A 23,879-nucleotide genomic window follows, 5' to 3' on the forward strand; every position below is an offset into this window, starting at 1 on the left:
GTTCGTAGCTTGCCTGTTCAAAGAGGCTTGAACTTGATGCTCGGTGGCTGGTCAGAGATTCTTCGGTTTTTCGCGGTCGACCGCAGCAAAAGCCCCATTTCGGCGCTTCTTCTCCCGTTAGGTGGTTCAAGCTGCGTTACACTGGTTAATTAATGTTTAATTGATTGCACAATGCTTCATCGTCTGGTTTTGTTCGTCGGGCTTTTATTGACTTTGCCAGCCATGGCCATGTCGGTGGCACTGCTTAATCCGGGAAAAGCAGACGAGGCATTCTGGCTGTCATCGGCGCGCTTGATGGCGCAGGCTGCGAACAGCCTCGACATTCGTTTCGAAGTTCATTACGCCGAACGCCAGCACACCCGATTGCTTGAAATCGCCCGGAAGATCATTGCCCGACCCGCCGGGGAGCGCCCCGATTATGTTGTTTTCAGCAACGATTACGCGACCGGGCCTGAGTTATTGCGGCTTTTCGATGCAGCGGGAATCAAGACCTTCATGGCTTACAGCGGTCTTTCAGACCCGGCTGACCGATTGGCCATTGGCCCACCGCGCACGCGCTTCAAAGGCTGGCTCGGGTCGCTGGAGGTTCACGCCGAAGATGCGGGTTACCAGACGGCCAAGAAACTGATTGAAACCGGGCGCCGGGTCGGTGCGGCAGGCAAGGATGGCAAGGATGGCAAGCTGCATCTGCTGGCGCTGGCCGGCGACCGTTCGACACCGAGTTCGCATCGACGTAGCGCCGGGATGCGGCGGGCCATTGCCGAGGCGCCCGATGCCGTGCTCGATCAGGAAGTATTTGCCGCCTGGTCGAAGGACAAGGCGGCCGAGCAGGCGGGCTGGTTATACCAGCGTTATCCGGATGCCCGGCTGGTCTGGGCCGGTAGCGATCTGATGGCCTTCGGTGCGATGCAGTCCTGGGAGAGCCGAGGCGGCAAAGCCGGCAAGGATGCCTGGTTCAGCGCCATCAATACGTCGAACGAGGCGATGGATGCGCTCAAGTCGGGCCGGCTGGCGGCTTTGTCCGGCGGGCACTTTATTGCCGGTGCATGGTCGCTGGTGATGCTTTACGACTATCACCACGGGCGTGATTTTGCCGATGAAGGTCTGGAGCTGGATCAGTCGATGTTCGCCTCCTTCACGCCGCACCTGGCTGACCGGTTTCTTGAGCGGTATGGCGACATGCATTTTGAACGGATTGATTTCAAGCGTTACAGCAAGGTCCTGAACCCGTCGCTGAAGCGCTACGATTTCAATTTCGAGCAATTGCTGCGTTGACCGGGAAAAGCGTGTGAGCGTCGATTTTCGTCCGATTGCCACTTCATTGATGCGCGCCATCTGGCGCTGGGCGACGCTTTGCGCCTGTCTGATCGGCAGCATTCAGGCAGTTTTTTCCTGTTTTCACGTTCAGAACGAATTTGAAATGCAGGTCAGGGATGTCGGGCGCTCCAATATTCCGCTCCTGTCGATCAGCATTTGGGATATCGAACCCGACATCGTTCAGCGGCAGCTTGATGCCATCGCAGAAAAACCCCAGATCGGTTTTGTTTCCCTGACTGTCTCAACCGGTCAGGTATTTACGGCCGGAGAGTCGCCGCCGACCGACAAGCTGACTGCCGTGCGTTTCGATATTCCACCGCCCGGGCGCCCATCCGGGCATCTCGGCAGGCTGGATATCTACGAAAATCCACAGGCTTTCTATCGCGAAATGCTCTACAACGTTGCCGTCGCGCTCCTTGGCTACGGCATCCTGACTTTTCTGATCTGCACCCTGGTGGTCTATTTTCTCAAGCGCGAACTGGCCGATCCCTTGCGTCACATCGCACGTTTCGTCGCGACGCTGACGCCGGACAGATTGACGACGCCCCTCAAACTGGAGCGTCCCGATGGCCATGTCAGGGATGAAATCGATCTGGTGGTCGATGGTTTCAAGGTGCTTCAGGATGGCGTGAATGGCTATATTGCCAATCTCGACGAACTGGTTGCCCAGCGCACGCAGGAACTCGAAACGGCGATGCTGTCGATCCAGCATCTGTCGAGCGTCGATTCGCTGACCGGCTGCTTCAATCGCCGGCTGTTCAATGAACGCATCGTGCAGGAACTGGAGCGGGCCGAGCGTTACGAGCGTCCGCTATCGGTGGCTTTTTGCGACATCGACCATTTCAAGCAGGTCAATGACCTGCACGGCCATTGGGCCGGCGATCAGGTCCTGAAGGCCGTGGCCGGCATTTTTCAGCGCTTGTTGCGCAGCGATGTCGATTGGGTGGCTCGCTACGGAGGCGAGGAATTTGTCATCGTTTTGGCCGAAACCGGGCTTAACGAAGCCGTTTCAACGGCAGAACGCTTGCGTCTGGCCATTGAGCAGGAAGTGGTTTTCTGCAATGACAAGGCACTGAATATCACTGCCAGCTTCGGGGTCGCCCAATATAGCGAGGGAGATTCGGTTCAGGTGCTGCTGCAAAAGGCGGATAGCCTGCTTTATGTGGCCAAGCAGGCTGGACGTAACCGGACCTTGCCGTCGCCCTAGAAGGCGAACCAGGCGGCGGCGAAAAAGCCGAGCATCAGGAAGCCGGCAATGCCGCCAACCAGCATGGCGCGATCCCCTTGCCGACCGAGCGCAATCATTTCCGTGACCGGGACGCGTCGACCGTAGCGTTGTTCGCCACGTTGGCCGATACGAATCGAGATCAGGGCCGAAGCAATGCCCAGGAAGGCAAGGAGCGGGGCCGGGGAATTGTGCAGCGCATACCCGATCAGGCCGCAGAGCAGCACGACCCCCAGCAAGCGTGAAATCAGTCGCCCGGCGACGCCGTTTTCCGTTGTGGCCACGCTGGCATCAGCCCGCTTTGTGGCCCATCGCCTCACCCATGCGCAGGGGGCGGGCGGGCGCCCATGCCGGGTTGAAGTTGAGCGCATTCTTCGGGAAGAGCATGACGACCGTCGAACCGAGCAGGAAACGGCCCATTTCTTCACCTTTTTTCAGGTTGACCGCAGTATTTTCATCGTAGCGCCATTCGCGGACGACGCCGGGGCGGGGCGGATTGACCACGCCATGCCAGACGGTGGACATGCTGCCGACAATGGTCGCGCCAACAAGGGTAAGCACAAACGGGCCGGCGGCTGAGTCGAAGACGCAGACGACGCGTTCATTACGGGCAAACAGGCCAGGAACACCGCGGGCGGTGGTCGGATTGACCGAGAACAATGCCCCCGGAACGTGGATCATGCGCGTCAGGCGGCCATCGACCGGCATGTGAATGCGGTGATAGTCGCGCGGGCTGAGATAGAGCGTGGCAAAGCTGCCGTTTTCAAATTGTGCGGCCAGTTCGCGGTCGCCGCCGACCAGGGCGGTCGTCGAATAAGTGTGCCCCTTGGCCTGAAAGATCTGGTCGCGCTCGATCGGGCCGAACTGGCTGATTGCTCCGTCCACCGGGCAGAGAAAATCTGCCTCGGCCAACGGCCGGGCATCGGCCTTGAGCGGGCGGGTAAAGAATTCGTTGAAGCTCTTGTAGCTGGCGGTATCCGGATTGGCTGCTTCAGCCATGTTGACGCCATAGCGGCGAACAAACCAGTTGATCACGCCGGTGGTCATGGCGCCGGCTTCGGTGCTGGCCAGTTTTCCGGCCAGAAGAGTCAGGGCCTGCTTGGGCAGCAGGTATTGGGGCAGTACGGCGAGACGATCGGACACGATGGAGTTCGCTGAAATAGGGACCGGCCATTATACCGGTAGCCCTGATTCCAGCGGGGGTAATGCTGTTGCGCTGTTTTCGCCTTAGTCGGGCGCGCTCTCGGGAGCGACTTCGCCCTGCGTTTCCGGGGTGCCGGCAAATGAGCTTGCTGCGGTCGACCAGCGTGCTTTGCGCCATTTCTCGCGGTCGCCGTTGCCGGTAAAGGTCCAGGCTACCATGCGGCTTTGTTTCTGGCCCTGGCCCATCGGAATGATGCGCGAATCGACGACGTGGGCTTTTTTCAGCGCCAGTTCGATGTGCTCCAGATTCTCCGCTTTCGATACCAGGCTGGTGAACCACATGACCCGCTTCGGAATCGTTGCGCTTTGCTCGATCATCAGCTTGACGAAGGCGCGTTCGCCGCCGTTGCACCACAGTTCCGTTCCGCCGCCGCCAAAGTTGAGGCGTGGCTGGCTGGCCCCTTTCTGGGCGCCGGGCTTGCCCAGGTTGTTCCATTTGCGTTGGCTGACGGCCAATACTTCGTCGGGCGAATTGTGGAAAGGTGGGTTGCACATCGACAGGTCGAAGGTTTCACCCGAACGCAGCAGGCCGACAAAAATATTGTCCCAGACGGTCTGGTGGCGCAGTTCGACTGCTGCGGTCAACCCGGGGTTTTTGCCCAGAATCATCTGGGCGTTGGCCAGTGCCGCTTCGTCGATATCGGCACCGAGGAAGCTCCAGCCATATTCGGCGTGTCCGACCAGGGGGTAAACGCAGTTGGCACCAACGCCGATGTCGAGAATGCGCACGCCGGCACCGGTTGGAATGGCTTTTTTGTTGCAACTGGCCAGCAGGTCGGCAGCATGGTGGATGTAATCGGCCCGGCCGGGAATCGGCGGGCAAAGGTAGCCGGCTGGAATTTCCCAGCCGCAGGTTTTGTAGTGCAGCGCCAGCAGGGCGCGGTTCAATGCCTTGACGGCCGCAGGATTGGCAAAATCGATACTCAGCGTGCCGGCCGGGGTGGTTTTGATGAATCGCTTCAGGGCCGGAGCGACTTCCAGCATCGCCGGGAAGTCGTAGCCATTGAGATTCTTGTTGCGCGGGTGCAATTCGGCCTTGGCGACGACGGGCTTGCTGACCTTCGGTTTGGAAGGCTTGGCGGGCTTGACCGGAGGGGCGGCCGGCGGGGTTTTTGCGGACATGTTTCGTTCTTTTTCTGGGCGTGAATGCCCGAAGTATCCCACGGCCGGCCGCTCAGGCCGCCATGTGTTTGGCCAGAAAGCGGTCCAGGGTGTTGCCGAAGGCTTGCCGATCCGCCTGGCTGAAGGCTGCCGGCCCCCCGGTTTCAATGCCGGCGCTGCGCAGTTCTTCCATGAAATTGCGCATCGTCAGCCGCTCGCGGATATTGGCTTCGGTGTACAGCTCGCCGCGTGGATTCAAGGCGTGGCCGCCGCGTTCAATCACCCCGGAGGCCAGCGGAATGTCGGCCGTGATGACGAGATCGCCCGGAGTCAGTTGTTCGACGATGTGACGGTCGGCGACATCGAAGCCGGACGGCACCTGGATTGCCCGGATGTACCGTGACGGCGGTGTGCGCAGCATCTGGTTGGCAACCAGGATGGTCTCTATCTTCAGCCGTTCGGCCGCCCGAAAAATGATTTCCTTGATGACGCTCGGGCAGGCGTCGGCATCGACCCAGATTTGCATCAGTGTTCCTTGCCATCGATTCGCGGCTGCAAAAGAATGGGAATATACCGCCATCCAAGGATGCCGAAGGTGAGCAACCAGCAGCTTGCCGCCAGATGAATCCACATCGGGTAGCGCTCGGGGAACCATTGAGGGGCAATGACCCGGACGAACAGACCGAGCAATGTGATGTAAAGCGCGATCCGGTCGAGGCCGTCGAAAACGACTTTGCGCCCGGTATGGCCTTTTGAAATGCGGATCAGCATGGCCGGAATGACCGTGCCCATGGCGCCAAAAGTAAAGATATGGACTGAAAGGCTGCCGATCCAGACCTGGTTGAAAAGCTGGCCGAGCGCTTCAATGATCAATTGGGCAACGATGGCCAGGTAGCCGACATACATGATCCCGATGTCGATCCGCTTGAAGGCCAGCTGCGGTTTCCAGAAGATGAAACGCACAGCCAGCAGCGCGGCCAGTAGCAGTGCGATTGCTGCGGTCAACGGCCGGGGCAGGGCAAATTCGATGACCATCAACAAGCCGAGCAGCTTGATTGCCATGTCGAGTTTGGGCTGGCGCAGGATTTGCGCCTGGAAGGCGGCCTTCATGAACTGGGTCAGCGTGCGTTCGAGCATGACCAGGAAAGCCATCCGGAACAGACCGATGGCCATGTTGTAGCCGGCGGCAAAGTGGTCGCCATGGAGTATCAGGTACTTGGCAACGAGGAAAGCGGGGAGCATGACAATGAAAAAGGCGTTGTCGCGATAGTTGTCACGATTGCGGTGGCGCAGCAGCGTCCACAACAACATGCCAATGATGCTGCCGAGGAAAAGGTTGTTCGACAGGGCGAACAAGGGGGCCGGCCATTGTCCGCCGAAACTCATCCCGAGGCGCTCGATCAGCCAGGCGGCCGTCAGCCAGATCAGCGCTGCACCGTGGTAGCCACGAATATTGACCCAGTTTTTCGTCGAGGTCAGCAGGAAGCCGCCGAGGACAGCCCAGCCAAAACCGAAGAACATTTCGTGCGCGTGCCACTGGATGGCCGAGAAGCTTGTCGTCGGTGCCGGCAGACTGCCGCTGAAGATCAGCGCCCAGGAAAAGGGCAGAATCATCCCGGCCAGGCAGGCCAGTGCGAAGAAGGGACGAAAGCCGACCAGCCACAGCGGATGGGTCATCATGGACATCGAAAACCTTTCGGTACAGTGCATTGCAAAGTGGCAAGTTTAACGACGCCGGGACAAGTTGATCTTGATTTATCCCAGAGTGGGCGAGCAAGAAGCGTCACATTGGCGTAAAATCCCGCCCTTAGCCGTGCTTGCGATATCGCATAGAGGCCCGGCTGCTCTTCTGAAGGATAGCAATGAAGCGTGTGGACGATTTCCGCTTGCGGTTGGGCAAGCATGAGCTTGTGCCTATCATGATCGGTGGCATGGGGGTTGATATCTCGACGGCCGATCTGGCTCTGGAGGCTGCCCGTCTGGGCGGCGTCGGGCACATCTCCGACGCGATGATCAAAACCGTGACAGACCGTCGCTACAAGACGAAATTCGTCAAGGAAAAGCTCGCGCTCTACAAATACAACGCAGAAAACGAAGACAAGTCACCGGTCAAGTTCGACCTTGGCAAAATCGCCGAAGCCACGCGTCTGCATGTGGCTAGCACCATGGAACGCAAGCAGGGCTCCGGCCTGGTTTTCGTGAACTGCATGGAAAAGCTGACCATGAACGCCCCGAAAGAGACGCTCAAGGTGCGCATGACGGCCGCGCTCGATGCCGGTATCGACGGCATTACGCTGGCTGCCGGCCTGCATCTCGGTTCGTTTGGCCTGATCGAGGATCACCCACGCTTCCGTGATGCCAAGCTGGGCATCATCGTTTCCTCGGTTCGTGCGCTGCAACTGTTCCTGAAGAAGACCGCGCGGACCAACCGTCTGCCCGACTACATCGTCGTCGAAGGCCCGTTGGCCGGCGGCCACCTCGGTTTCGGCATGGATTGGGCCGAGTACGATCTGCTGACGATCGTCACCGAAGTCATCCAGTTCCTGAAAAACGAACATCTCGACATCCCCGTCATCCCGGCCGGCGGTATCTTCACCGGCAGCGACGCGAGTGCCTTCCTTGAAACCGGTTCGGCTGCGGTGCAAGTGGCAACGCGCTTTACTGTCGCCAAGGAATGTGGCCTGCCGGAAAAGGTCCAGCAGGAATACTTCAAGGCCAGCGAGGACGATATCGAGGTCAACCAGATTTCGCCGACCGGCTATCCGATGCGCATGCTCAAGGGCAGCCCGGCCATCGGCGATGGAATTCGTCCGAACTGCGAAGCCTACGGCTACCTGCTGGATGCCAATGGCAAATGCGCCTATGTCACGGCGTACAACCGCGAAGTAGCAGCGCATCCCGAGCAGCGCAAGATTTCGGTCATGGACAAGACCTGTCTGTGCACGCACATGCGCAATTTCGATCTCTGGACCTGCGGTCACCTGACTTATCGTCTGAAGGATACGACGCACAAGCGGGCAGATGGCAGCTACCAGATCCTGTCGGCTGAACATATCTTCAAGGATTACCAGTTCAGCACCGATCAAAAACTCGCCTTGCCGGCACAAGAGGCCTGATCCTCTTCTGTTTTGAAAAGCCCGGTCGATTCGTCGCCGGGCTTTTTGCTTTTGGGGGCTTGATCAGAATCATTCTTGATTCGGCGCCGGATTCCTAGAATTGCACCAGACTTGTCCCGGAGTGAAAAATGAAATTTCTGAACACAGTATTGTTGCTTGCCGGTTTGTCGGTTTGCGTCGCAGGTCTGGCGGAAGAGCTCTCGGCCAGTGGGCGCGACCAGCCGATTCATGATGCGGCGCGTACAGGAAGTGGGGCTCAGGTGGCCGCCTTGCTCAAGGCGCAGCCGGCGGCTCGCGATCAACGAACCGCTCAGGGTTCGACGCCGCTGCATCTGGCGGCGACCAATCCCGATCTTAGTGCGCTGCAGACGCTGATTGCTGCCGGTGCTGATCCGAACGCACGGGATAACGATGGCACGATGCCGCTGCATCTGGCGGCTTACTCGCAAAATGCACGTCATGCCCGCTTGCTGCTTGAGGCGGGTGCCGACCCTTACGCCAAGACCAACGCCGGGCGTGATCCGACCTCGATGGCCCGCAAGGCGATGGCCAACGAAGCTTCGGGGGTGATTTCGCTTTGGATACTCAAGGGGTGCAAAGCCGGGAAACCTTGTTGAAAAGGGAGGTTTTTGTGTTGTCCCTGATATATATTCACGAGGTCTGATTTTTATTCTTTTGCCATGCGCAACCGCCTCCTTTCCCTTTTTCAGGTACGAGCACCCCGTTCGCGGTTGTTAAGGCTGGCGCTTGCCGGTCTATGTGTCAGCGCAATGTCCGGTTCGCCGGTGCAGGCTGACGATGCCGCCAGCAATTTCAGCCTGCATGGTTTCGGGACACTCGGCATGGCTCGGACGACCAGCAACGATGCCGAATTCGTCCGCGATCTGTCGCAGCCGACCGGGGTTCGAAAGAAATGGGATGGGCGTCTTGATAGCCTGCTCGGCTTGCAGGCCAATTGGCAAATCAGCCCGCAACTGGAAGCAGTTGTGCAGGGCGTCAGTCGCTATCGTTTTGACCAGAGCTTTACCCCGGAAATCGCCTGGGCTTACCTGAAATACGATCCGACGCCCTTGTTCAGCTTGCGTGCCGGTCGTCTGGGAACCGAGTTTTTCATGATGGCCGATTCGCGTCTGGTCGGCTATTCCTTCATGACGGTACGGCCTCCCGGTGACTTTTTCTGGTATCTGCCGTTTTACAGTATCGACGGTGCGGATGCCGTAGCGACTTTGCCATTGGGCGATTCCGTCTTGCGCGGCAAGCTGTATTACGGCGTTTCGGATGGCAATGTGCCGCTGGCCGACAAGCAGTGGAAAATCGACGGCTCGGCGATGACCGGCGGTTTTGTCGATTACCAGACGGGTGCCTGGTTGCTGCGTTTGAGCTACGCCAATATCCGTTTCCGGAGCAATCTCCCGGTCAACGATGTTTTATCGGCTTATTTGCCGGCAGCGCTCGCCCAGGAAGGGGCTGCGCATCTGACAACGGCCAATACCCGCAGTCACTATTATTCAATTGGTGCCATGTACGATCGTGGACCGTGGCAGTTGCAATTGATGTTGAATCGTTGCGAGCAGGGTAGCGAGGCTTTCCAGTCTTCAACTTCGGGATATGCGCTGGCAGGCTACCGTATCGGTCCCGTAACGCCGTACCTTGGCTATTCCCGCGTATCTTCGGATACCCGTGGCCGGACATTGAACCCGGTGGTGGCGTCGATCATGGCGGACAGTCATGCCGACCAGCAGACCACCATTGTCGGTGCGCGCTGGGATGTCGTGCGCAATGTTGCCCTCAAGGCCCAGTGGGATGCCATTCGTGGCGAGTCCGCCTCGATTCTTCCTTACCGGAAAGAGACGCCGGCCTGGAACGGGAAGATGGATGTTTTTTCGCTGACCATGGATTTTATTTTCTGACGCCATGAGTCTCCGCCAAATAAAAAATCTCCTGATTGGCCTGACCTTGTGTTGTACAGGCCATGCCCAGGCTGAACTGGTGGTTATCGTCAATGCCCGAAGTGGTGTTGCCGCGATGACGCGCAACGAGGTGATCAATATTTTCTTTGGTCGCTACCGGCAGTTCTTTAATGGGCTTGAGGCGCAGCCTGTCGACCTGGTCGATGGTGTGCCCGAGCGTGCCCGTTTTTATGCGGCACTGGTCGGCAAGGATCTGGCCGATGTTGATGCCTACTGGTCGCGCCAGATGTTTTCCGGGCGAATGCGGCCTCCTGTGCGTGTCGCCAATGCAGATGAAGTCATCAAGTGGGTCGCAACGCAGCCGGGTGGTATCGGATTTATCGATCTGGCGAAGGCAGATGCACGGGTCCGCGTGATCTATGAATTCAAACCGTAACATTGATCATCGACAATAAGGCGAAACTGGATTGAACCCTGAGCTGATCGGCATGGTCATCATCTTTATTGCGATTGTGATTGCCGTTATCAAATCGCAGTAACAGCTATTGCTTGTTGTGGTGATTTTGGTAAATATGTCGTTACTATTGAATTCAATAACGGAGACAAAAATGCCTAAAAGATTGGTTGGAAATCTTGTTCAGGGCCGCGCGCTGATTTCGACGACCAAGGATGTCAGTGTTCGTGCTGCATGCCGCTTGATGGCAAGCAAGCGGATCGGTGCCTTGCTGGTGCTTGAAAATCAGGGAATTGTCGGCATTTTTACCGAGCGCGATGCACTCAACAAAGTGCTGGCCGCGAGTCTCGACCCCGACACGACGTCGGTTGCTTCCGTGATGGTGGCTGATCCACAGACAATCCGGGCCGACAAGCCGCTGGCCTATGCCCTGCACATGATGGCGGAAGGTGGATTTCGCCATGTTCCGGTAGTTGATGATCAGGGCGCACCGCTGGGCATGGTTTCAGCGCGCGATGCGCTGGGTCAGGATCTGGTTGATCTTGAGCGCGATATGCGGCGTCTCGAAGAGCTGGAAAACTCTATCGGTTATTGAGTTCGGGCAACCAACCCAGTTGCGCCAGTGTGGTGGCAAATTCGCCCGACACTGGCGCTTTTACGTTGACGCGCTGGCCGCTGATCGGGTGGTCGAAACTTAATTCGGTGCAGGCCAGCAGCAGGCGGTTGGCGCCAAAATGTTCGGCAAAAAAGCGGTTGTGACGTCCTTTGCCATGTGTGGCATCCCCAATGATCGGATGGGCGATGTGTTTCAAATGGCGGCGCAGTTGGTGGCGGCGACCGGTCACCGGCAGTAGCTCAACGAGTGCATAACGGCTGCTCGGGTAGCGGTCGACCGCGAAAGGCAGTTCGACCGATGCCAGGCGCCGGTAGTGGGTTAATGCGGTCTGCGCCTCGTCGCTTGAATTCTCTCCTTTGAACTCGTAGCTGTCGCGTTGGCGGGTCAGTGGGTGATCAATCTCGCCGCTTTCCGGCGGGATGCCACGGACAACCGCGAGATAGCGCTTGTCGACGATACCGGCCTCGAATTGGCGGCCGAGTTTGCCGGCGGTTTCAATGTCGAGTGCAAAAAGCAGCACGCCGGATGTGCCGCGATCAAGTCGATGCGCCGGCCAAACCCGTTGTCCAATCTGATCGCGCAGAATCTGGATGGCGAAACGGGTTTCGTGACGGTCGATTTCTGAGCGGTGAACGAGCAAGCCTGGAGGCTTGTCGATGACGACAAGGTGCTGATCCCGAAAGAGGATGGGGAGTTGCTCAGCCAAAGAAGCGCTGCTTGATCGGTTCCGGCAATTGCATGCCGGTGATGTGGGCGCGTTCGAGAAGCGCCCAGTAATAGCGGTAGGAGGCTCTGTCGTGCAGTTTGCCGGCGTGCTGGATCGGCCCCCAGTCCTTGTCCTGGGCGGCGCTCAGGATTTCTCCGGCGGCTTGAACTTCGGAGAAATCGGGGCGCATGGCTTCAACGATGGGCGTGATCTGATTCGGGTGAATGCTCCACATGCGCAGGTAGCCAAATTCGTTACGCGCGCGCAGGGCATCGTTCCGGATGTACTCGATATCCTTCAGTTCGGTGGTTACGTTGTGTGCCGGAATGACGCCGCAAGCCAGTGCTGCGGCGCTGATTTCGCATTTGGCACGGACGATCAGCGGGTGTTCGAACTGGCCCGGACTTTTCATGGCGGAGCCGGGTATGGCGCCGTGGTGGCCTGAAACAAAATCCATCAGGCCAAAATCCAGGCTCTCGACACCTGGCAGTGCGGCGATCTCCCAGACTTCGCGCAAGGCGCCGTGCGTCTCGATCAGCACGTGGACGGGAATGCTGCGGTCGACATTGAATTCACGTTCGATTTCCCGCAATGCTTCGATCTGGACGAGAACATCTCCTGCGCTGCAAGGCTTGGGAAGTGTAATGAACGGCAGGCGATTGCCGGCGATGCCGACCAGGATTTCAAGATCCTTGCGCCAGTGCGGGTGAGTTACGTCATGAATCCGTGCGCCGACACGATTGAACTGATTCTCGTCGCTCATGATCAGTCGGCCGACCATTTCGGCATGTTCCCGCTCGGCACCGGCATGCGCGCCATCTTCACAGTCGCAGGTGATGTCGAAGATCGGGCCGAGTTCCTTCTGTAACTGCAGCGCTTTGCGCATCAGCTTTTCCGACCCGGCGTAGTGGTCGACCGCGGGAAGGGTGGGGAGGGGCTTTTCGCCGGCGAAGAGAACAGCTTTTGGATGGCGCATGATCGTCAACTTCGTCAATTGAGGAGAAAAAGAAAAAGGCCGCGATATTTTATCGCGGCCTTTCGATGCAGCTAAGAACTAATGCTGGATTACAGCATGTCCTTGACGGCTTCGGCTTCGTCGGTCAGTTCCTTGAGCGTGAAGTTGATCTTCTCGCGGCTGTACTCGTCGATTTCCAGGCCCTGGATGATGGTGAATTTGCCACCCTTGCATTCGCACGGGAAGCCGAACACGATGCCGGCCGGGATGCCGTAGGAACCGTCGGAAGGAACACCCATGGTGACCCATTCGTCGGAACCGAGGACCCAGTCACGCACGTGGTCGATGGCGGCGTTGGCAGCCGAAGCGGCCGAGGACAGGCCACGGGCTTCGATGATGGCGGCGCCACGCTTGCCGACGGTCGGCAGGAAGACGTCGTTGTTCCAGGCGTGATCGTTGATCAGGGCCTTTACGCTGTCGCCATTGGAGGTGGTGTAGCGGTAATCGGCGTACATCGTCGGCGAGTGATTGCCCCAGACGACCAGCTTCTTCAGGGAAGAAACTTCACGGCCGGCCTTGGCAGCCAGTTGCGACAGGGCGCGGTTGTGGTCCAGGCGCAGCATGCCGTGGTAGTTGTTCGGATTGGTGCGGCCAACCTTCTTGGCGGCGGCGGCGGCGATGAAGGCGTTGGTGTTGCACGGATTGCCGACGACCAGAACCTTGACGTCTTCCTTGGCGTTCTCGGCAATGGCCTTGCCCTGAACGGTGAAGATGGCGCCGTTGGCGGTCAGCAGGTCGGCACGTTCCATGCCCTTGGTGCGCGGACGGGCACCAACCAGCAGGCAAACGTCGGCATCCTTGAAAGCGACGTTCGGGTCATCGGTGGCAACCATGCCAGCCAGGAGCGGGAAGGCACAATCTTCCAGTTCCATCATCACGCCCTTCACAGCTTGCTGAGCTTGCGGCAGGTCGAGCAACTGAAGGATGACCGGCTGGTCTTTGCCGAGCATTTCGCCGGAGGCAATGCGGAACAGCAGGCTATAACCGATCTGGCCGGCGGCGCCAGTGATAGCAACGCGCATGGGGGCTTTGGACATGTATCGCTCCTGTATGAAACAGCGTGGTTGAAATTGTTGACTCTGCGAGAGCGCCCGTGTCGTTCTGTTGTCTTGCGTATGCGGGCGCGAGAGACTATTGATGTTAGAAGTTCGGCGCAAAGCTGTCAATTCATCTTGTGTCTTATATAAGATAACTTTTCGTGGACGCTGGGCTTGAAATGTGCTGAAATTTGAAACTATGACCCGTGAAGCTTCCCGTTCGGCAAACCGTACTTCGTCGCCCACATTCAGCCCCTTATACCGTCAGATCAAGGATTTTTTGATCAGCAGCCTGGAGGCTGGCGAGTGGGGGCCTGGTGATGCGATTCCCAGTGAGGGAGAGTTGGCTGCGCGTTTCAACGTCAGCCAGGGAACCGTGCGTAAGGCCATTGATGAAATGGCAGCAGAAAACATGCTGGTGCGCCGGCAAGGGAAGGGGACTTTTGTTTCCACGCATAGCGACCCGCGTTCCTTTTATCGTTTCCTGCGACTGGTTCCGGATGCGGGCGGTGTGGCGCATACCGTCAGCGACCCGTTATCCTGTGTTATTCGGGAAGCAACCGTCGAAGTGGCTACTGCACTCGGTGTGACGGTCGGTGAGCGTGTTGTTTGCGTCGAGCGTTTGCTGCGCTTCGGCGGCGAGCCGGTTGTATTTGATCAGATTTATCTGCTCGCAGACCAGTTCGAGGGGTTGTCCATCGAGCGTTTGCAAGGTGGCGAACGATCACTCTATAGTTTGTTCGAGAGTGAATACGGTGTCCGGATGATCAATGCCGAGGAGCGCTTGCGGGCTGTTCCGGCTGATCCTTATAGTGCCGGCTTGCTGGGTGTTAAGGCAGGCGATCCCTTGTTGCTGGTTGAACGTACCGCCTATACCTATGGAAATAAACCGGTTGAGTGGCGGCGTGGTTTGTATTGCACGCGTCATCACTATTACCGGAACGATCTGGGCTGACGAGAGAAGTAGTCCTTGGGGATTAGGTCGGAAATAGCCTGTGCTGGCGTTTCCAGGCAGATTTTGAATGTATAATTATGGTTCTTTTCGAACTACGTACAAGCGGATAACCGCAACTTTACGCGAGGGATGACGTTCATGGCAGAAATGACCATCAAGAAACGTCCAAAAAACTTGGACTTGACTACTATCAGGTTGCCTTTACCGGGCAAGGTATCAATTCTTCATCGCGTTAGCGGTGTGGGTTTGTTCCTGTTTCTCCCGGTATTGCTCTGGCTGTTTTCGGCTAGCCTGACTTCAGCAGATACTTTTGCTACCTTCAAGGCGGTGATGGCCTCCTTGCCGGCAAAGGTTGTGGCGGCGGGCCTCCTCTGGTCGTTTGTTCACCACTTCTGCGCCGGTATCCGCTTCCTGTTGCTCGATCTGCATGTTGGTATCGAGAAAGAGGCCGCGCGTCAGTCGGCAGCTGTTGTATTTGCAGTCAGCATTCCGCTGACCCTGGTTCTCTGGGGGGTGCTCCTGTGATTAATCGTACTGTTGTCGGTGCCCATTACGGCCTCAAGGACTGGATTGCACAACGTGCTACTGCCGTCATCATGGCTATTTATTCTGTCTTGATGGTTGCTGTCCTGCTGATTGTTCGTCCTGGTTCTTTTGAAGCTTGGCAAGGTATCTTTGCCAATGGCGTCATCAAGTTCCTGACCTTCCTGTTCTTTGTCAGCCTTTTTTACCACGCCTGGATTGGCGTGCGTGATATCTGGATGGATTACGTCAAGCCGACCGGCATTCGCCTCAGCTTGCACGTTCTGACCATTGCTGCGCTGGTGGGTTACACGGCGTGGGCTGCTGCGATTCTCTGGAGGCTGTAAGCGTGAGTATTCCTGTTCTCAAGTTTGATGCGGTAATCGTTGGTGCCGGTGGTGCCGGTCTGCGTTCCGCAATCCAATTGTCCGAAGCCGGCCTGAAGACCGCCGTGCTGTCGAAGGTTTTTCCGACCCGTTCGCATACCGTTGCGGCGCAGGGTGGCGTTGCTGCCTCTCTGGGTAACTCCGAGGAAGATCACTGGACGTGGCACATGTACGATACCGTCAAGGGTTCCGACTGGCTCGGCGACCAGGACGCGATCGAGTTCATGTGCAAGAAGGCCAACGAAGTGGTCGTCGAACTCGAACACTACGGCATGCCTTTTGACCGTACCGACGACGGCAAGATCTATCAGCGCCCGTTCGGCGGCCACATGTCCAATTTCGGCGAAAAGCCGGTGCGTCGTTCCTGTGCTGCCGCTGACCGTACCGGTCACGCCATGCTGCACGCCATGTACCAGCGCAACGTCAAGGCCAACACCCAATTCTTCGTCGAATGGATGGCGCTTGACCTGATTCGCGACGAAGAAGGTCATGTCCTTGGTGTTACCGCTATGGAAATGGAAACTGGCCAGATCGTGATCTTCCACGCTCGCGCCACCATTTTCGCGACCGGCGGCGCTGGTCGTATCTTCTACTCTTCGACCAATGCCTTCATCAACACCGGTGATGGTCTGGGTATGGCGGCTCGTGCCGGTATCCCGCTCGAAGACATGGAATTCTGGCAGTTCCACCCGACCGGCGTCGCCGGTGCCGGCGTGCTGATTACCGAAGGTGTGCGCGGCGAAGGCGGCATCCTGCGTAATAGCAGCAAGGAACGCTTCATGGAGCGCTACGCGCCGAACGCCAAGGATCTGGCTTCGCGTGACGTGGTTTCGCGCGCCATGGCAACTGAAATCAAGGAAGGCCGCGGCTGTGGCGTCAACAAGGACTACGTCCTGCTCGACATCACCCACCTCGACCCCGCGACCATTATGAAGCGCCTGCCTGGTATTCACGAAATCGGCCTGCAGTTCGCCGGTGTCGATTGCCTGAAAGAGCCGCTCCCGGTCGTACCGACCTGTCATTACCAGATGGGCGGTATTCCGACTCATTACTCTGGTCGTGTCGTAATGCCGCAAGGTGGCGACATGAACGCCGTTGTTCCGGGCTTCTACGCCGGTGGCGAGTGTGCCTGCGCCTCGGTGCACGGTGCCAACCGTCTCGGTACGAACTCGCTGCTCGACCTGCTGGTCTTCGGCAAGTCGGCGGGTGACTCGGCTGTTGAAGATCTCAAGGCTGGCCGCGCTCATCGCGATCTGCCCAAGGATGTTGCCGACAAGACCCTGGCTCGCATTGCAGCGCTGGATAACCGCAAGGGTGGTGCCAACGTGCACGAAACCCGTCTGGCCATGCAGCGCACGATGCAGGACCACGCTGGCGTGTTCCGTTTCGGCGACATGCTGAAGCAAGGCGTCGAGAAGATTCTCGAAGTTGAAAAGGCCGCGCGCAACCTGGAAATCAAGGACAAGTCGCAGGCCTGGAATACGGCCCGGACCGAAGCTCTCGAAATGGAAAACCTGATCGAAGTTGCCAAGGCAACGATGATCTCCGCCGAGGCTCGCAAGGAGTCCCGTGGCGCCCACGTTCGCGACGATGCACCGGATACTGCCGAGTTCCCGAATGGCCGTAACGACAAGGAATGGCTGAAGCACACGCTGTTCTCGCCGGTTGATAACTCGATCAGCTACAAGCCGGTCAACATGCAACCCCTGACCGTCGAGCCTGTTGAGCTCAAGACGCGCTCGTACTAATTGGAGTCCAGAATGAGCAAACGCATGGTTCAATTCAGTATCTACCGCTACGATCCGGACAAGGACGACGCGCCGTACATGCAGGACATCTCGGTCGAACTCGAACCGACTGACCGTAAGCTGCTTGATGCGCTGACCAAGCTGAAGGCCAAGGATGATGCGATTTCGTATCGTCGCTCCTGCCGTGAAGGCGTTTGTGGCTCTGATGCCATGAACATCAACGGCAAGAATGGTCTGGCTTGTCTGACCGACATCGATAGTCTGAAGCAGCCGATCGTGTTGCGTCCGTTGCCAGGTCTGCCGGTCATTCGCGACCTGATCGTCGATATGACCCAGTTCTTCAAGCAGTACCACTCGATCAAGCCGTACCTGATCAACAACGACCCGGCTCCAGAGCGCGAACGCCTCCAGTCGCCGGAAGATCGTGAAGAGCTGAATGGCTTGTACGAGTGCATCCTGTGTGCCTGCTGCTCGACCTCCTGTCCTTCCTTCTGGTGGAATCCGGACAAGTTCGTCGGCCCGGCCGGCCTGCTGGCTGCTTATCGCTTCATCGCCGATACCCGTGACCAGGCAACCAACGAGCGTCTTGATAACCTCGAAGACCCGTATCGTCTGTTCCGTTGCCACACCATCATGAATTGCGTTGACGTATGTCCGAAGGGTCTGAACCCGACCAAGGCCATCGGCAAGATCAAGGACATGATGGTTCGCCGCGCCGTCTGATGGAACGAAAAGACTATGAGCGCCTGCGTTGGCGTTGCATCCGTCGGGCTTTGCTCGAACTTGATGTGACGCTGACGCGTTTTCTCGACGACGGTTTCGATAAACTGGACGAAGAGGGGCAACGGGCGTTCGTGGCATTAGCCGATATGGAAGACTATGATCTTTGGGATCTCATCACCGGAAAAGCCGAGATTGATGATCCCAGGATTACTTCCATCGTGGCGTTGCTTCGTAAGAGTTGAGTAAGGTGAACGTTCTATCTTTGGAACGTTTACCGCTTTTTTTGGCAGTGCAGTGACTACTAACACCTGTAAAGGGAAGAGACCATGACGACCGAACGCAAGGCAACTTTGACAATCGATGGACAGGCTCCCGTCGATTTCCCGATCATGTCCCCGACGCACGGCAATGACTGCGTCGATATCCGCACCTTGGGCGCCAAGACCGGTTTGTTTACCTACGACTCCGGTTTCCTTTCTACCGCCAGCTGCAAATCCAGAATCACCTTTATCGATGGTGACAAGGGCGAGTTGCTGTACCGTGGCTATCCGATCGAGCAACTGGCAGAAAACTGCAACTTCCTTGAAGTGACGTATCTGCTCAAGAACGGCGAACTGCCGAACGCCAAGCAGAAAAGCGATTTCGAAAGCACGATCAAGAATCACACGATGGTGCATGAGCAACTGTCCAAGTTCTTCTCCGGCTTCCGTCGTGATGCTCACCCGATGGCCGTGATGACTGGCGTGGTCGGTGCGTTGTCCGCTTTCTACCATGATGCAATGGACTTTTCTGACGCCGAGCACCGTAACGTCAGCTTCAATCGCCTGGTTGCCAAGCTGCCGACGATCGTTGCCATGGCTTACAAATACAACACGGGTGCGCCGTTCATGTATCCGGACAATGAGTTGAGCTATACCGCCAACTTCATGCGCATGATGTTCGGTAACCCGTGCGAGAAGTACGTTCCGAATCCGGTTCTGGTCCGTGCCCTTGACACTATTTTCACGTTGCATGCCGACCACGAACAAAATGCGTCGACTTCGACGGTTCGTCTGGCTGGCTCTTCGGGTGCCAATCCGTTTGCCTGTATCGCAGCAGGTATCGCCTGTCTGTGGGGCCCGGCACACGGCGGCGCCAACGAGGCATGCCTGCAGATGCTGGAAGAAATCGGCGACGTTTCTCGCGTTCCCGAGTTCATCGCTCGTGCCAAGGACAAGAATGACTCCTTCAAGCTGATGGGCTTCGGTCACCGCGTCTACAAGAACTTCGACCCGCGCGCTACGCTGATGCGCAAGGTATGTAATGAAGTCCTGGCTGAGCTGGGTCTGGAAAATGATCGTCTGTTCAAGCTGGCCATGGAACTTGAGCGTATCGCTCTGGAAGATCCGTACTTCGTCGAGAAGAAGCTTTACCCGAACGTCGACTTCTACTCCGGTATCGTTCAGAAGGCGATCGGTATCCCGACAGAAATGTTCACCTGTATCTTCGCCCTGGCTCGCACCGTGGGCTGGATGACGCAGTGGGAAGAAATGATTTCCGATCCGGAATACAAGATCGGTCGTCCGCGTCAGCTGTACATCGGTGCCGCACGTCGCGACGTCGTGCCGCTTGCCCAACGCGGCTAAGCTGAAGAACGGGCGGCCGTGTGGCCGCCCTTTTTTTACCCGCGGGGCCTGACCGGCTCCGTGACCCGCAGCTAAAGAGAAAGACAATACCCTCAAGGGGATGCCTATGACTACGATGAATCACCTGTTCGACAGCACGATGTTCTTCGGCGGCAATGCGCCGTTTGTTGAAGAGCTGTACGAAACCTATCTTGATAATCCGACTGCCGTGCCTGATGAGTGGCGCGACTACTTTGATCGCCTGGCCCAGATGCCAGGCTTTGTTGCTCGTGATGTGGCGCATGCGCCTGTCATCGCCGCCTTTGCCGAGCTGGGCAAGGATGGTGGTTTCCGTCCGGCCGCAACGAGCAGTGCCAGCGACAACAAGAAGCAATCCGCAGTAGGTCAGCTGGTTACGGCCTACCGTTCAATCGGAACTCGCTGGGCTGATCTTGACCCGCTCAAGCGCCTGGCCCGGCCGAAGATCGAAGAACTCGAACTTTCGTTTTATGGCTTTACCGATTCCGATCTCAACCAGAAATTCAGCACCGGCTCACTGAAGGGCGTGCCTGAAACGGCTTCTCTGGGCGACATCATGGAAACGCTGAAACAGACCTATTGTGGTTCTGTCGGCGTTGAATACATGTACATGAGCGAGTACAGCGAAAAACGCTGGCTCCAGGAACGTCTCGAAACCATCCGCTCACGTCCTTCCTACTCTGCTGACCAGAAAAAGCGCCTGCTGGAGCGGTTGACCGCAGCAGAGACGCTGGAGCGCTACCTGCATACCAAGTATGTCGGTCAGAAGCGTTTCTCCCTCGAAGGCGGCGAGTCGCTGATCGTGGCGATGGATGAAACCATTCGTTCCGGCGGCAACTGCGGCATCGATGAAATCGTTATCGGCATGGCCCACCGTGGTCGTCTGAACGTGCTGGTCAACACGCTGGGCAAGGCACCGTCCATGCTGTTCTCCGAATTTGAAGGCAAGAAGAAGAGCGATCTTTCGGCCGGCGACGTCAAGTACCACATGGGCTTCTCGTCCGACGTGTCGACGCCGCAAGGTCCTTGCCACCTGACACTGGCTTTCAACCCGTCGCACCTCGAAATCGTCAACCCGGTGGTTGAAGGTTCGGTCTATGCACGTCAGGTTCGTCGTGGCGAAGGCAGCAAGTCCAAGGTTCTCCCGGTCATCATCCACGGCGACTCCGCTGTTGCCGGTCAGGGTGTTAACCAGGAAATGATCAACTTCGCGCAAACCCGCGGCTACGGCACGGGCGGCACGCTGCATATCGTCGTGAACAACCAGATCGGCTTCACGACCAGCGACCCGCGTGACTATCGCTCCGGCCACTACTGTACCGACATCTTCAAGATGGCCGATGCACCGATCTTCCACGTCAATGGTGATGACCCGGAAGCTGTTGCACTGGTGACCCAGATTGCGGTCGAATTCCGTCAGCAGTTCAAGAAGGATGTCGTGATCGACATCGTCTGCTTCCGCAAGCTCGGTCACAACGAGCAGGACGAGCCGATGGTCACCCAGCCGCTGATGTACAAGAAAATTGCCCAGCACCCGGGTACCCGCAAGGTTTACGGCGACAAGCTGATTGCCGAAGGGGTTTTGCCGGCAGATGGTCCGGATCAGATGATCAAGGAATACCGCGAACATCTTGATAAGGGCGAACTGCTGTACAACCCGGTTCTGGCAGGCTACAAGCACCCGAACATGATTGACTGGACGCCATTCCTGACCAAGACCTATATCGAAAATTGCGATACCAAGGTGCCGGCCAAGGAATTGAAGCGTCTGGCTGAGCGTCTGACCACGCTGCCGGAAGGTTTCACGCTGCATTCCCGTGTCAAGAAGATCGTTGAAGATCGCGCTGCAATGGGTGACGGCAAGCTGCCAGTCGACTGGGGCATGGCTGAAAACCTGGCCTATGCATCGCTGCTGGTTTCCGGCTACGGCGTTCGCATTTCCGGTGAAGACGTCGGTCGCGGTACCTTCTTCCATCGCCACGCAGCGTTCCACGACCAGAATCGTGAAAACTGGGATGTTGGTACTTTCCATCCGCTGAAGAACCTGCAGGAAAAGCAGGCCGGCTTCCAGTGCTACGACTCCGTGCTGTCCGAAGAAGCGGTTCTCGCCTTCGACTACGGCTACGCTACGGCCAACCCGTACGAACTCGTGGTCTGGGAAGGCCAGTTCGGCGACTTCGCCAACGGTGCACAGGTCGTAATCGACCAGTTCATCGCTTCCGGCGAAGCCAAGTGGGGTCGTGCCTGTGGTCTGGTCATGCTGTTGCCGCATGGTTACGAAGGTCAGGGTCCGGAGCACTCTTCCGCCCGCCTCGAACGCTACATGCAGGCTTGTGCCGAAATGAACATGGAAGTGTGCGTGCCGTCCAACGCATCCCAGGTTTTCCACATGCTGCGCCGTCAGGCCGTTCGCATGCAGCGCAAGCCATTGATCGTGATGACACCGAAATCCCTGCTTCGCCACAAGGATGCCGCCTGTTCGCTCGACGAACTGGCCAATGGCGAATTCAAGCAGGTCATTGGTGAAATCGACGACCTCGATGCCAAAAAAGTTACCCGTGTTGTCCTGTGTTCCGGCAAGGTCTACTACGACCTGCTGGCCGCCCGTCGCGAGAAGAAAATCGCCAACATTGCCATCGTCCGCGTTGAGCAGCTCTACCCGTTCCCGAAAGATCACCTCGAGAAGGAACTGGCCAAGTATCCGAAGGCGACTGAAATCGTCTGGTGCCAGGAAGAGCCGCGCAACCAGGGCGCCTGGTACTGGATTGCTTCGCGCCACCATCTGGATACCCAGATCAGTGGCAAGCAGAAGATGCTGCTGGTCTCGCGTCCGGCATCGTCCTCGCCTGCAGTGGGCTATCTGGCCAAGCACAACGAGCAACAAAAAGCACTGATCGAGTCCGCACTGGGCAAGATCGAGTACTAATAACTAGAGCAGAGTGGAGTCACCATGAGCATTATTGAAGTCCAAGTTCCCCAGCTTTCCGAGTCCGTTGCCGAAGGCACCCTCGCATCCTGGAAAAAGAAAATCGGCGAAGCCGTTGCTCGCGACGAAATCCTGATTGATATCGAAACCGACAAGGTCGTTCTGGAAGTGCCGTCCCCGGCTGCCGGCGTGCTGGTCGAGATCGTCAAGGGCGACGCTGAAACCGTTGTCTCCGGCGAACTGATCGCCCGTATCGACACCGAAGCCAAGGCTGGCGCTGCTGCTCCGGCCGCCGAAGCACCGAAGGCTGCTGCCGCCGCTCCGGCACCGGTTGCCGCCGCTGCTGCTCCGGCAGGTACGGCCAGCCCATCGGCGCGCAAGATTCTTGACGAAAAGGGTGTTGCTGCCGCTGACGTCGCCGGTTCTGGCCGTGGTGGTCGCGTCACCAAGGAAGATGCCGTTGCTGCCGCGCCGAAGGCTGGTCCGGTTGCAGCACCGGCTGCCGCCAAGGCTGCCATGCCGACCCCGCCGGTTGCTGTTGCCCTGGGCGACCGTACCGAACAGCGCGTGCCGATGTCCCGTCTGCGTGCCCGTATCGCCGAGCGTCTGCTGCAATCGCAACAAACCAACGCCATTCTGACCACGTTCAACGAAGTGAACATGGGCCCGATGATGGCGCTGCGCAAGCAGTATGGCGAGAAGTTCGAAAAGGCCCACGGCGTTCGCCTCGGCTTCATGGGTTTCTTCGTCAAAGCTGCCTGTGCCGCCCTGCAGAAGTTCCCGGTCCTGAACGCTTCGGTTGACGGCAACGACATCGTCTATCACGGCTACATCGATATCGGTATCGCCGTCGGTTCGCCGCGTGGCCTGGTCGTGCCGATCATCCGCAATGCGGACCAGATGAGCATTGCCGAAATCGAAAAGAAGATCGCCGAATTCGGTGCCAAGGCCAAGGATGGCAAGCTGACCATCGAAGACCTGACCGGCGGTACCTTCTCGATCTCGAATGGCGGCATCTTCGGTTCGATGATGTCCACCCCGATCATCAATCCGCCGCAATCCGCGATCCTCGGCATTCATGCCACCAAGGACCGCGCCATGGTTGAAAACGGTCAAGTGGTCGTGCGCCCGATGAACTATCTGGCCATGTCCTACGACCACCGCATCATCGATGGCCGCGAAGCCGTCCTCGGTCTGGTGACCATGAAGGAAGCGCTGGAAGATCCTTCCCGTTTGCTCCTCGGCGTCTAATTGACGTTTGCCGGCGCCAGTTCCC

The 23,879-nt window shown here is 57.7% G+C and carries 24 protein-coding genes; 16 read left to right on the plus strand and 8 right to left on the minus strand.

The features are described 5' to 3' along the window. Positions 1-171: 171 nt before the first annotated feature. Positions 172-1,275: an ABC transporter substrate-binding protein gene (locus KI614_RS06335; protein ID WP_226408663.1), complete on the plus strand. Its 1,104-nt coding sequence runs from the start codon at positions 172-174 to the stop codon at positions 1,273-1,275. Between the two features lie 13 nt (positions 1,276-1,288). After that, on the plus strand, positions 1,289-2,524 hold the full coding sequence (locus KI614_RS06340) for a GGDEF domain-containing protein (protein ID WP_226408664.1): 1,236 nt from the start codon (positions 1,289-1,291) through the stop codon (positions 2,522-2,524). Here KI614_RS06340 and KI614_RS06345 read toward each other — a convergent pair. From KI614_RS06345 to KI614_RS06365, 5 genes are all read right to left on the minus strand, one after another. Then, positions 2,521-2,826 (minus strand): hypothetical protein, encoded by a 306-nt coding sequence (locus KI614_RS06345; RefSeq protein ID WP_226408665.1) that lies wholly within the window; start codon positions 2,824-2,826, stop codon positions 2,521-2,523. The two genes, KI614_RS06340 and KI614_RS06345, sit on opposite strands and share 4 nt — an antisense overlap. A gap of 7 nt (positions 2,827-2,833) precedes the next feature. Further along, positions 2,834-3,685, minus strand: a complete 852-nt coding sequence (gene asd, locus KI614_RS06350) for an archaetidylserine decarboxylase (RefSeq protein ID WP_226408666.1) — start codon at positions 3,683-3,685, stop codon at positions 2,834-2,836. An 84-nt stretch (positions 3,686-3,769) separates the two neighbouring features. Beyond that, positions 3,770-4,867, minus strand: coding sequence for a 23S rRNA (adenine(1618)-N(6))-methyltransferase RlmF (rlmF, locus tag KI614_RS06355; RefSeq protein ID WP_226408667.1), 1,098 nt, complete (start codon positions 4,865-4,867; stop codon positions 3,770-3,772). Between the two features lie 52 nt (positions 4,868-4,919). Beyond that, positions 4,920-5,372 (minus strand): YaiI/YqxD family protein, encoded by a 453-nt coding sequence (locus tag KI614_RS06360; protein ID WP_203469245.1) that lies wholly within the window; start codon positions 5,370-5,372, stop codon positions 4,920-4,922. After that, on the minus strand, positions 5,372-6,532 hold the full coding sequence (locus KI614_RS06365) for an NnrS family protein (RefSeq protein ID WP_226408669.1): 1,161 nt from the start codon (positions 6,530-6,532) through the stop codon (positions 5,372-5,374). Before KI614_RS06365 ends, KI614_RS06360 begins: the two co-directional genes overlap by 1 nt. Positions 6,533-6,708: 176 nt before the next feature. Between KI614_RS06365 and KI614_RS06370 the strand changes: the two genes are divergently transcribed. The 5 genes from KI614_RS06370 to KI614_RS06390 all read left to right on the plus strand — a co-directional run bounded on the left by KI614_RS06370 (position 6,709) and on the right by KI614_RS06390 (position 10,921). Beyond that, positions 6,709-7,962 (plus strand): nitronate monooxygenase, encoded by a 1,254-nt coding sequence (locus KI614_RS06370; RefSeq protein ID WP_203469247.1) that lies wholly within the window; start codon positions 6,709-6,711, stop codon positions 7,960-7,962. 128 nt (positions 7,963-8,090) lie between these two features. Continuing rightward, positions 8,091-8,579, plus strand: a complete 489-nt coding sequence (locus KI614_RS06375; protein ID WP_226408671.1) for an ankyrin repeat domain-containing protein — start codon at positions 8,091-8,093, stop codon at positions 8,577-8,579. 153 nt (positions 8,580-8,732) lie between these two features. Further along, positions 8,733-9,872: a porin gene (locus tag KI614_RS06380; protein ID WP_226408672.1), complete on the plus strand. Its 1,140-nt coding sequence runs from the start codon at positions 8,733-8,735 to the stop codon at positions 9,870-9,872. Positions 9,873-9,876: 4 nt separating this feature from the next. Beyond that, a complete protein-coding gene (locus KI614_RS06385; protein ID WP_226408673.1) occupies positions 9,877-10,308 on the plus strand; it encodes a hypothetical protein in 432 nt (143 codons plus the stop codon). A gap of 172 nt (positions 10,309-10,480) precedes the next feature. Further along, positions 10,481-10,921 carry a cyclic nucleotide-binding/CBS domain-containing protein gene (locus KI614_RS06390; RefSeq protein WP_203466214.1) on the plus strand — a complete coding sequence of 147 codons (441 nt, stop codon included), beginning with the start codon at positions 10,481-10,483 and terminating at the stop codon, positions 10,919-10,921. Here the strand turns inward: KI614_RS06390 and KI614_RS06395 are convergent. The 3 genes from KI614_RS06395 to KI614_RS06405 all read right to left on the minus strand — a co-directional run bounded on the left by KI614_RS06395 (position 10,908) and on the right by KI614_RS06405 (position 13,700). Then, a complete protein-coding gene (locus tag KI614_RS06395) occupies positions 10,908-11,648 on the minus strand; it encodes a tRNA pseudouridine(65) synthase TruC (protein WP_226408674.1) in 741 nt (246 codons plus the stop codon). The genes KI614_RS06390 and KI614_RS06395 overlap by 14 nt on opposite strands. Next, positions 11,641-12,624, minus strand: coding sequence for an HpcH/HpaI aldolase/citrate lyase family protein (locus KI614_RS06400; RefSeq protein ID WP_226408675.1), 984 nt, complete (start codon positions 12,622-12,624; stop codon positions 11,641-11,643). The genes KI614_RS06395 and KI614_RS06400 overlap by 8 nt, the downstream gene beginning before the upstream one ends. An 89-nt stretch (positions 12,625-12,713) precedes the next feature. Beyond that, positions 12,714-13,700, minus strand: coding sequence for a malate dehydrogenase (locus KI614_RS06405; RefSeq protein ID WP_203466217.1), 987 nt, complete (start codon positions 13,698-13,700; stop codon positions 12,714-12,716). Between the two features lie 199 nt (positions 13,701-13,899). Here KI614_RS06405 and KI614_RS06410 point away from each other — a divergent pair, with 199 nt between their 5' ends. The 9 genes from KI614_RS06410 (at position 13,900) to odhB (ending at position 23,854) form a co-directional block, all read left to right on the plus strand. After that, entirely contained in the window at positions 13,900-14,655 is a 756-nt protein-coding gene (locus KI614_RS06410; RefSeq protein ID WP_226408676.1) for a GntR family transcriptional regulator, read from the plus strand. Positions 14,656-14,793: 138 nt separating this feature from the next. Then, positions 14,794-15,180: a succinate dehydrogenase, cytochrome b556 subunit gene (gene sdhC, locus KI614_RS06415; protein WP_203466219.1), complete on the plus strand. Its 387-nt coding sequence runs from the start codon at positions 14,794-14,796 to the stop codon at positions 15,178-15,180. Then, on the plus strand, positions 15,177-15,524 hold the full coding sequence (gene sdhD / locus KI614_RS06420; protein WP_203466220.1) for a succinate dehydrogenase, hydrophobic membrane anchor protein: 348 nt from the start codon (positions 15,177-15,179) through the stop codon (positions 15,522-15,524). The genes sdhC and sdhD overlap by 4 nt, the downstream gene beginning before the upstream one ends. Before the next feature lie 2 nt (positions 15,525-15,526). Then, positions 15,527-17,311, plus strand: a complete 1,785-nt coding sequence (gene sdhA, locus KI614_RS06425) for a succinate dehydrogenase flavoprotein subunit (protein ID WP_203466221.1) — start codon at positions 15,527-15,529, stop codon at positions 17,309-17,311. Between the two features lie 12 nt (positions 17,312-17,323). After that, positions 17,324-18,034, plus strand: coding sequence for a succinate dehydrogenase iron-sulfur subunit (locus tag KI614_RS06430; protein ID WP_066882612.1), 711 nt, complete (start codon positions 17,324-17,326; stop codon positions 18,032-18,034). Continuing rightward, entirely contained in the window at positions 18,034-18,276 is a 243-nt protein-coding gene (locus KI614_RS06435) for a succinate dehydrogenase assembly factor 2 (RefSeq protein WP_203466222.1), read from the plus strand. The genes KI614_RS06430 and KI614_RS06435 overlap by 1 nt, the downstream gene beginning before the upstream one ends. Positions 18,277-18,360: 84 nt before the next feature. Next, positions 18,361-19,659 carry a citrate synthase gene (gltA, locus tag KI614_RS06440; RefSeq protein ID WP_226408677.1) on the plus strand — a complete coding sequence of 433 codons (1,299 nt, stop codon included), beginning with the start codon at positions 18,361-18,363 and terminating at the stop codon, positions 19,657-19,659. Between the two features lie 100 nt (positions 19,660-19,759). Then, on the plus strand, positions 19,760-22,603 hold the full coding sequence (locus KI614_RS06445) for a 2-oxoglutarate dehydrogenase E1 component (RefSeq protein WP_413464180.1): 2,844 nt from the start codon (positions 19,760-19,762) through the stop codon (positions 22,601-22,603). 24 nt (positions 22,604-22,627) lie between these two features. Beyond that, positions 22,628-23,854: a 2-oxoglutarate dehydrogenase complex dihydrolipoyllysine-residue succinyltransferase gene (odhB, locus tag KI614_RS06450; RefSeq protein WP_226408678.1), complete on the plus strand. Its 1,227-nt coding sequence runs from the start codon at positions 22,628-22,630 to the stop codon at positions 23,852-23,854. Positions 23,855-23,879 lie beyond the last annotated feature (25 nt).

The organism is Dechloromonas denitrificans, assembly GCF_020510665.1.
GTDB lineage: Bacteria > Pseudomonadota > Gammaproteobacteria > Burkholderiales > Rhodocyclaceae > Azonexus > Azonexus denitrificans_B.

Bases quoted from the DNA above. Each gene is read 5' to 3' on its own strand.
- sdhC (WP_203466219.1), top strand. From the start codon at position 14,794: ATGGCAGAAATGACCATCAAGAAACGTCCAAAAAACTTGGACTTGACT.
- KI614_RS06365 (WP_226408669.1), bottom strand. From the start codon at position 6,532: ATGTCCATGATGACCCATCCGCTGTGGCTGGTCGGCTTTCGTCCCTTC.
- gltA (WP_226408677.1), top strand. From the start codon at position 18,361: ATGACGACCGAACGCAAGGCAACTTTGACAATCGATGGACAGGCTCCC.
- KI614_RS06405 (WP_203466217.1), bottom strand. From the start codon at position 13,700: ATGTCCAAAGCCCCCATGCGCGTTGCTATCACTGGCGCCGCCGGCCAG.
- KI614_RS06360 (WP_203469245.1), bottom strand. From the start codon at position 5,372: ATGCAAATCTGGGTCGATGCCGACGCCTGCCCGAGCGTCATCAAGGAA.
- KI614_RS06380 (WP_226408672.1), top strand. From the start codon at position 8,733: ATGTCCGGTTCGCCGGTGCAGGCTGACGATGCCGCCAGCAATTTCAGC.
- KI614_RS06375 (WP_226408671.1), top strand. From the start codon at position 8,091: ATGAAATTTCTGAACACAGTATTGTTGCTTGCCGGTTTGTCGGTTTGC.
- KI614_RS06430 (WP_066882612.1), top strand. From the start codon at position 17,324: ATGAGCAAACGCATGGTTCAATTCAGTATCTACCGCTACGATCCGGAC.
- odhB (WP_226408678.1), top strand. From the start codon at position 22,628: ATGAGCATTATTGAAGTCCAAGTTCCCCAGCTTTCCGAGTCCGTTGCC.
- KI614_RS06385 (WP_226408673.1), top strand. From the start codon at position 9,877: ATGAGTCTCCGCCAAATAAAAAATCTCCTGATTGGCCTGACCTTGTGT.
- KI614_RS06390 (WP_203466214.1), top strand. From the start codon at position 10,481: ATGCCTAAAAGATTGGTTGGAAATCTTGTTCAGGGCCGCGCGCTGATT.
- KI614_RS06335 (WP_226408663.1), top strand. From the start codon at position 172: ATGCTTCATCGTCTGGTTTTGTTCGTCGGGCTTTTATTGACTTTGCCA.
- rlmF (WP_226408667.1), bottom strand. From the start codon at position 4,867: ATGTCCGCAAAAACCCCGCCGGCCGCCCCTCCGGTCAAGCCCGCCAAG.
- KI614_RS06370 (WP_203469247.1), top strand. From the start codon at position 6,709: ATGAAGCGTGTGGACGATTTCCGCTTGCGGTTGGGCAAGCATGAGCTT.
- KI614_RS06400 (WP_226408675.1), bottom strand. From the start codon at position 12,624: ATGCGCCATCCAAAAGCTGTTCTCTTCGCCGGCGAAAAGCCCCTCCCC.
- KI614_RS06435 (WP_203466222.1), top strand. From the start codon at position 18,034: ATGGAACGAAAAGACTATGAGCGCCTGCGTTGGCGTTGCATCCGTCGG.
- KI614_RS06445 (WP_413464180.1), top strand. From the start codon at position 19,760: ATGCCTATGACTACGATGAATCACCTGTTCGACAGCACGATGTTCTTC.
- KI614_RS06410 (WP_226408676.1), top strand. From the start codon at position 13,900: ATGACCCGTGAAGCTTCCCGTTCGGCAAACCGTACTTCGTCGCCCACA.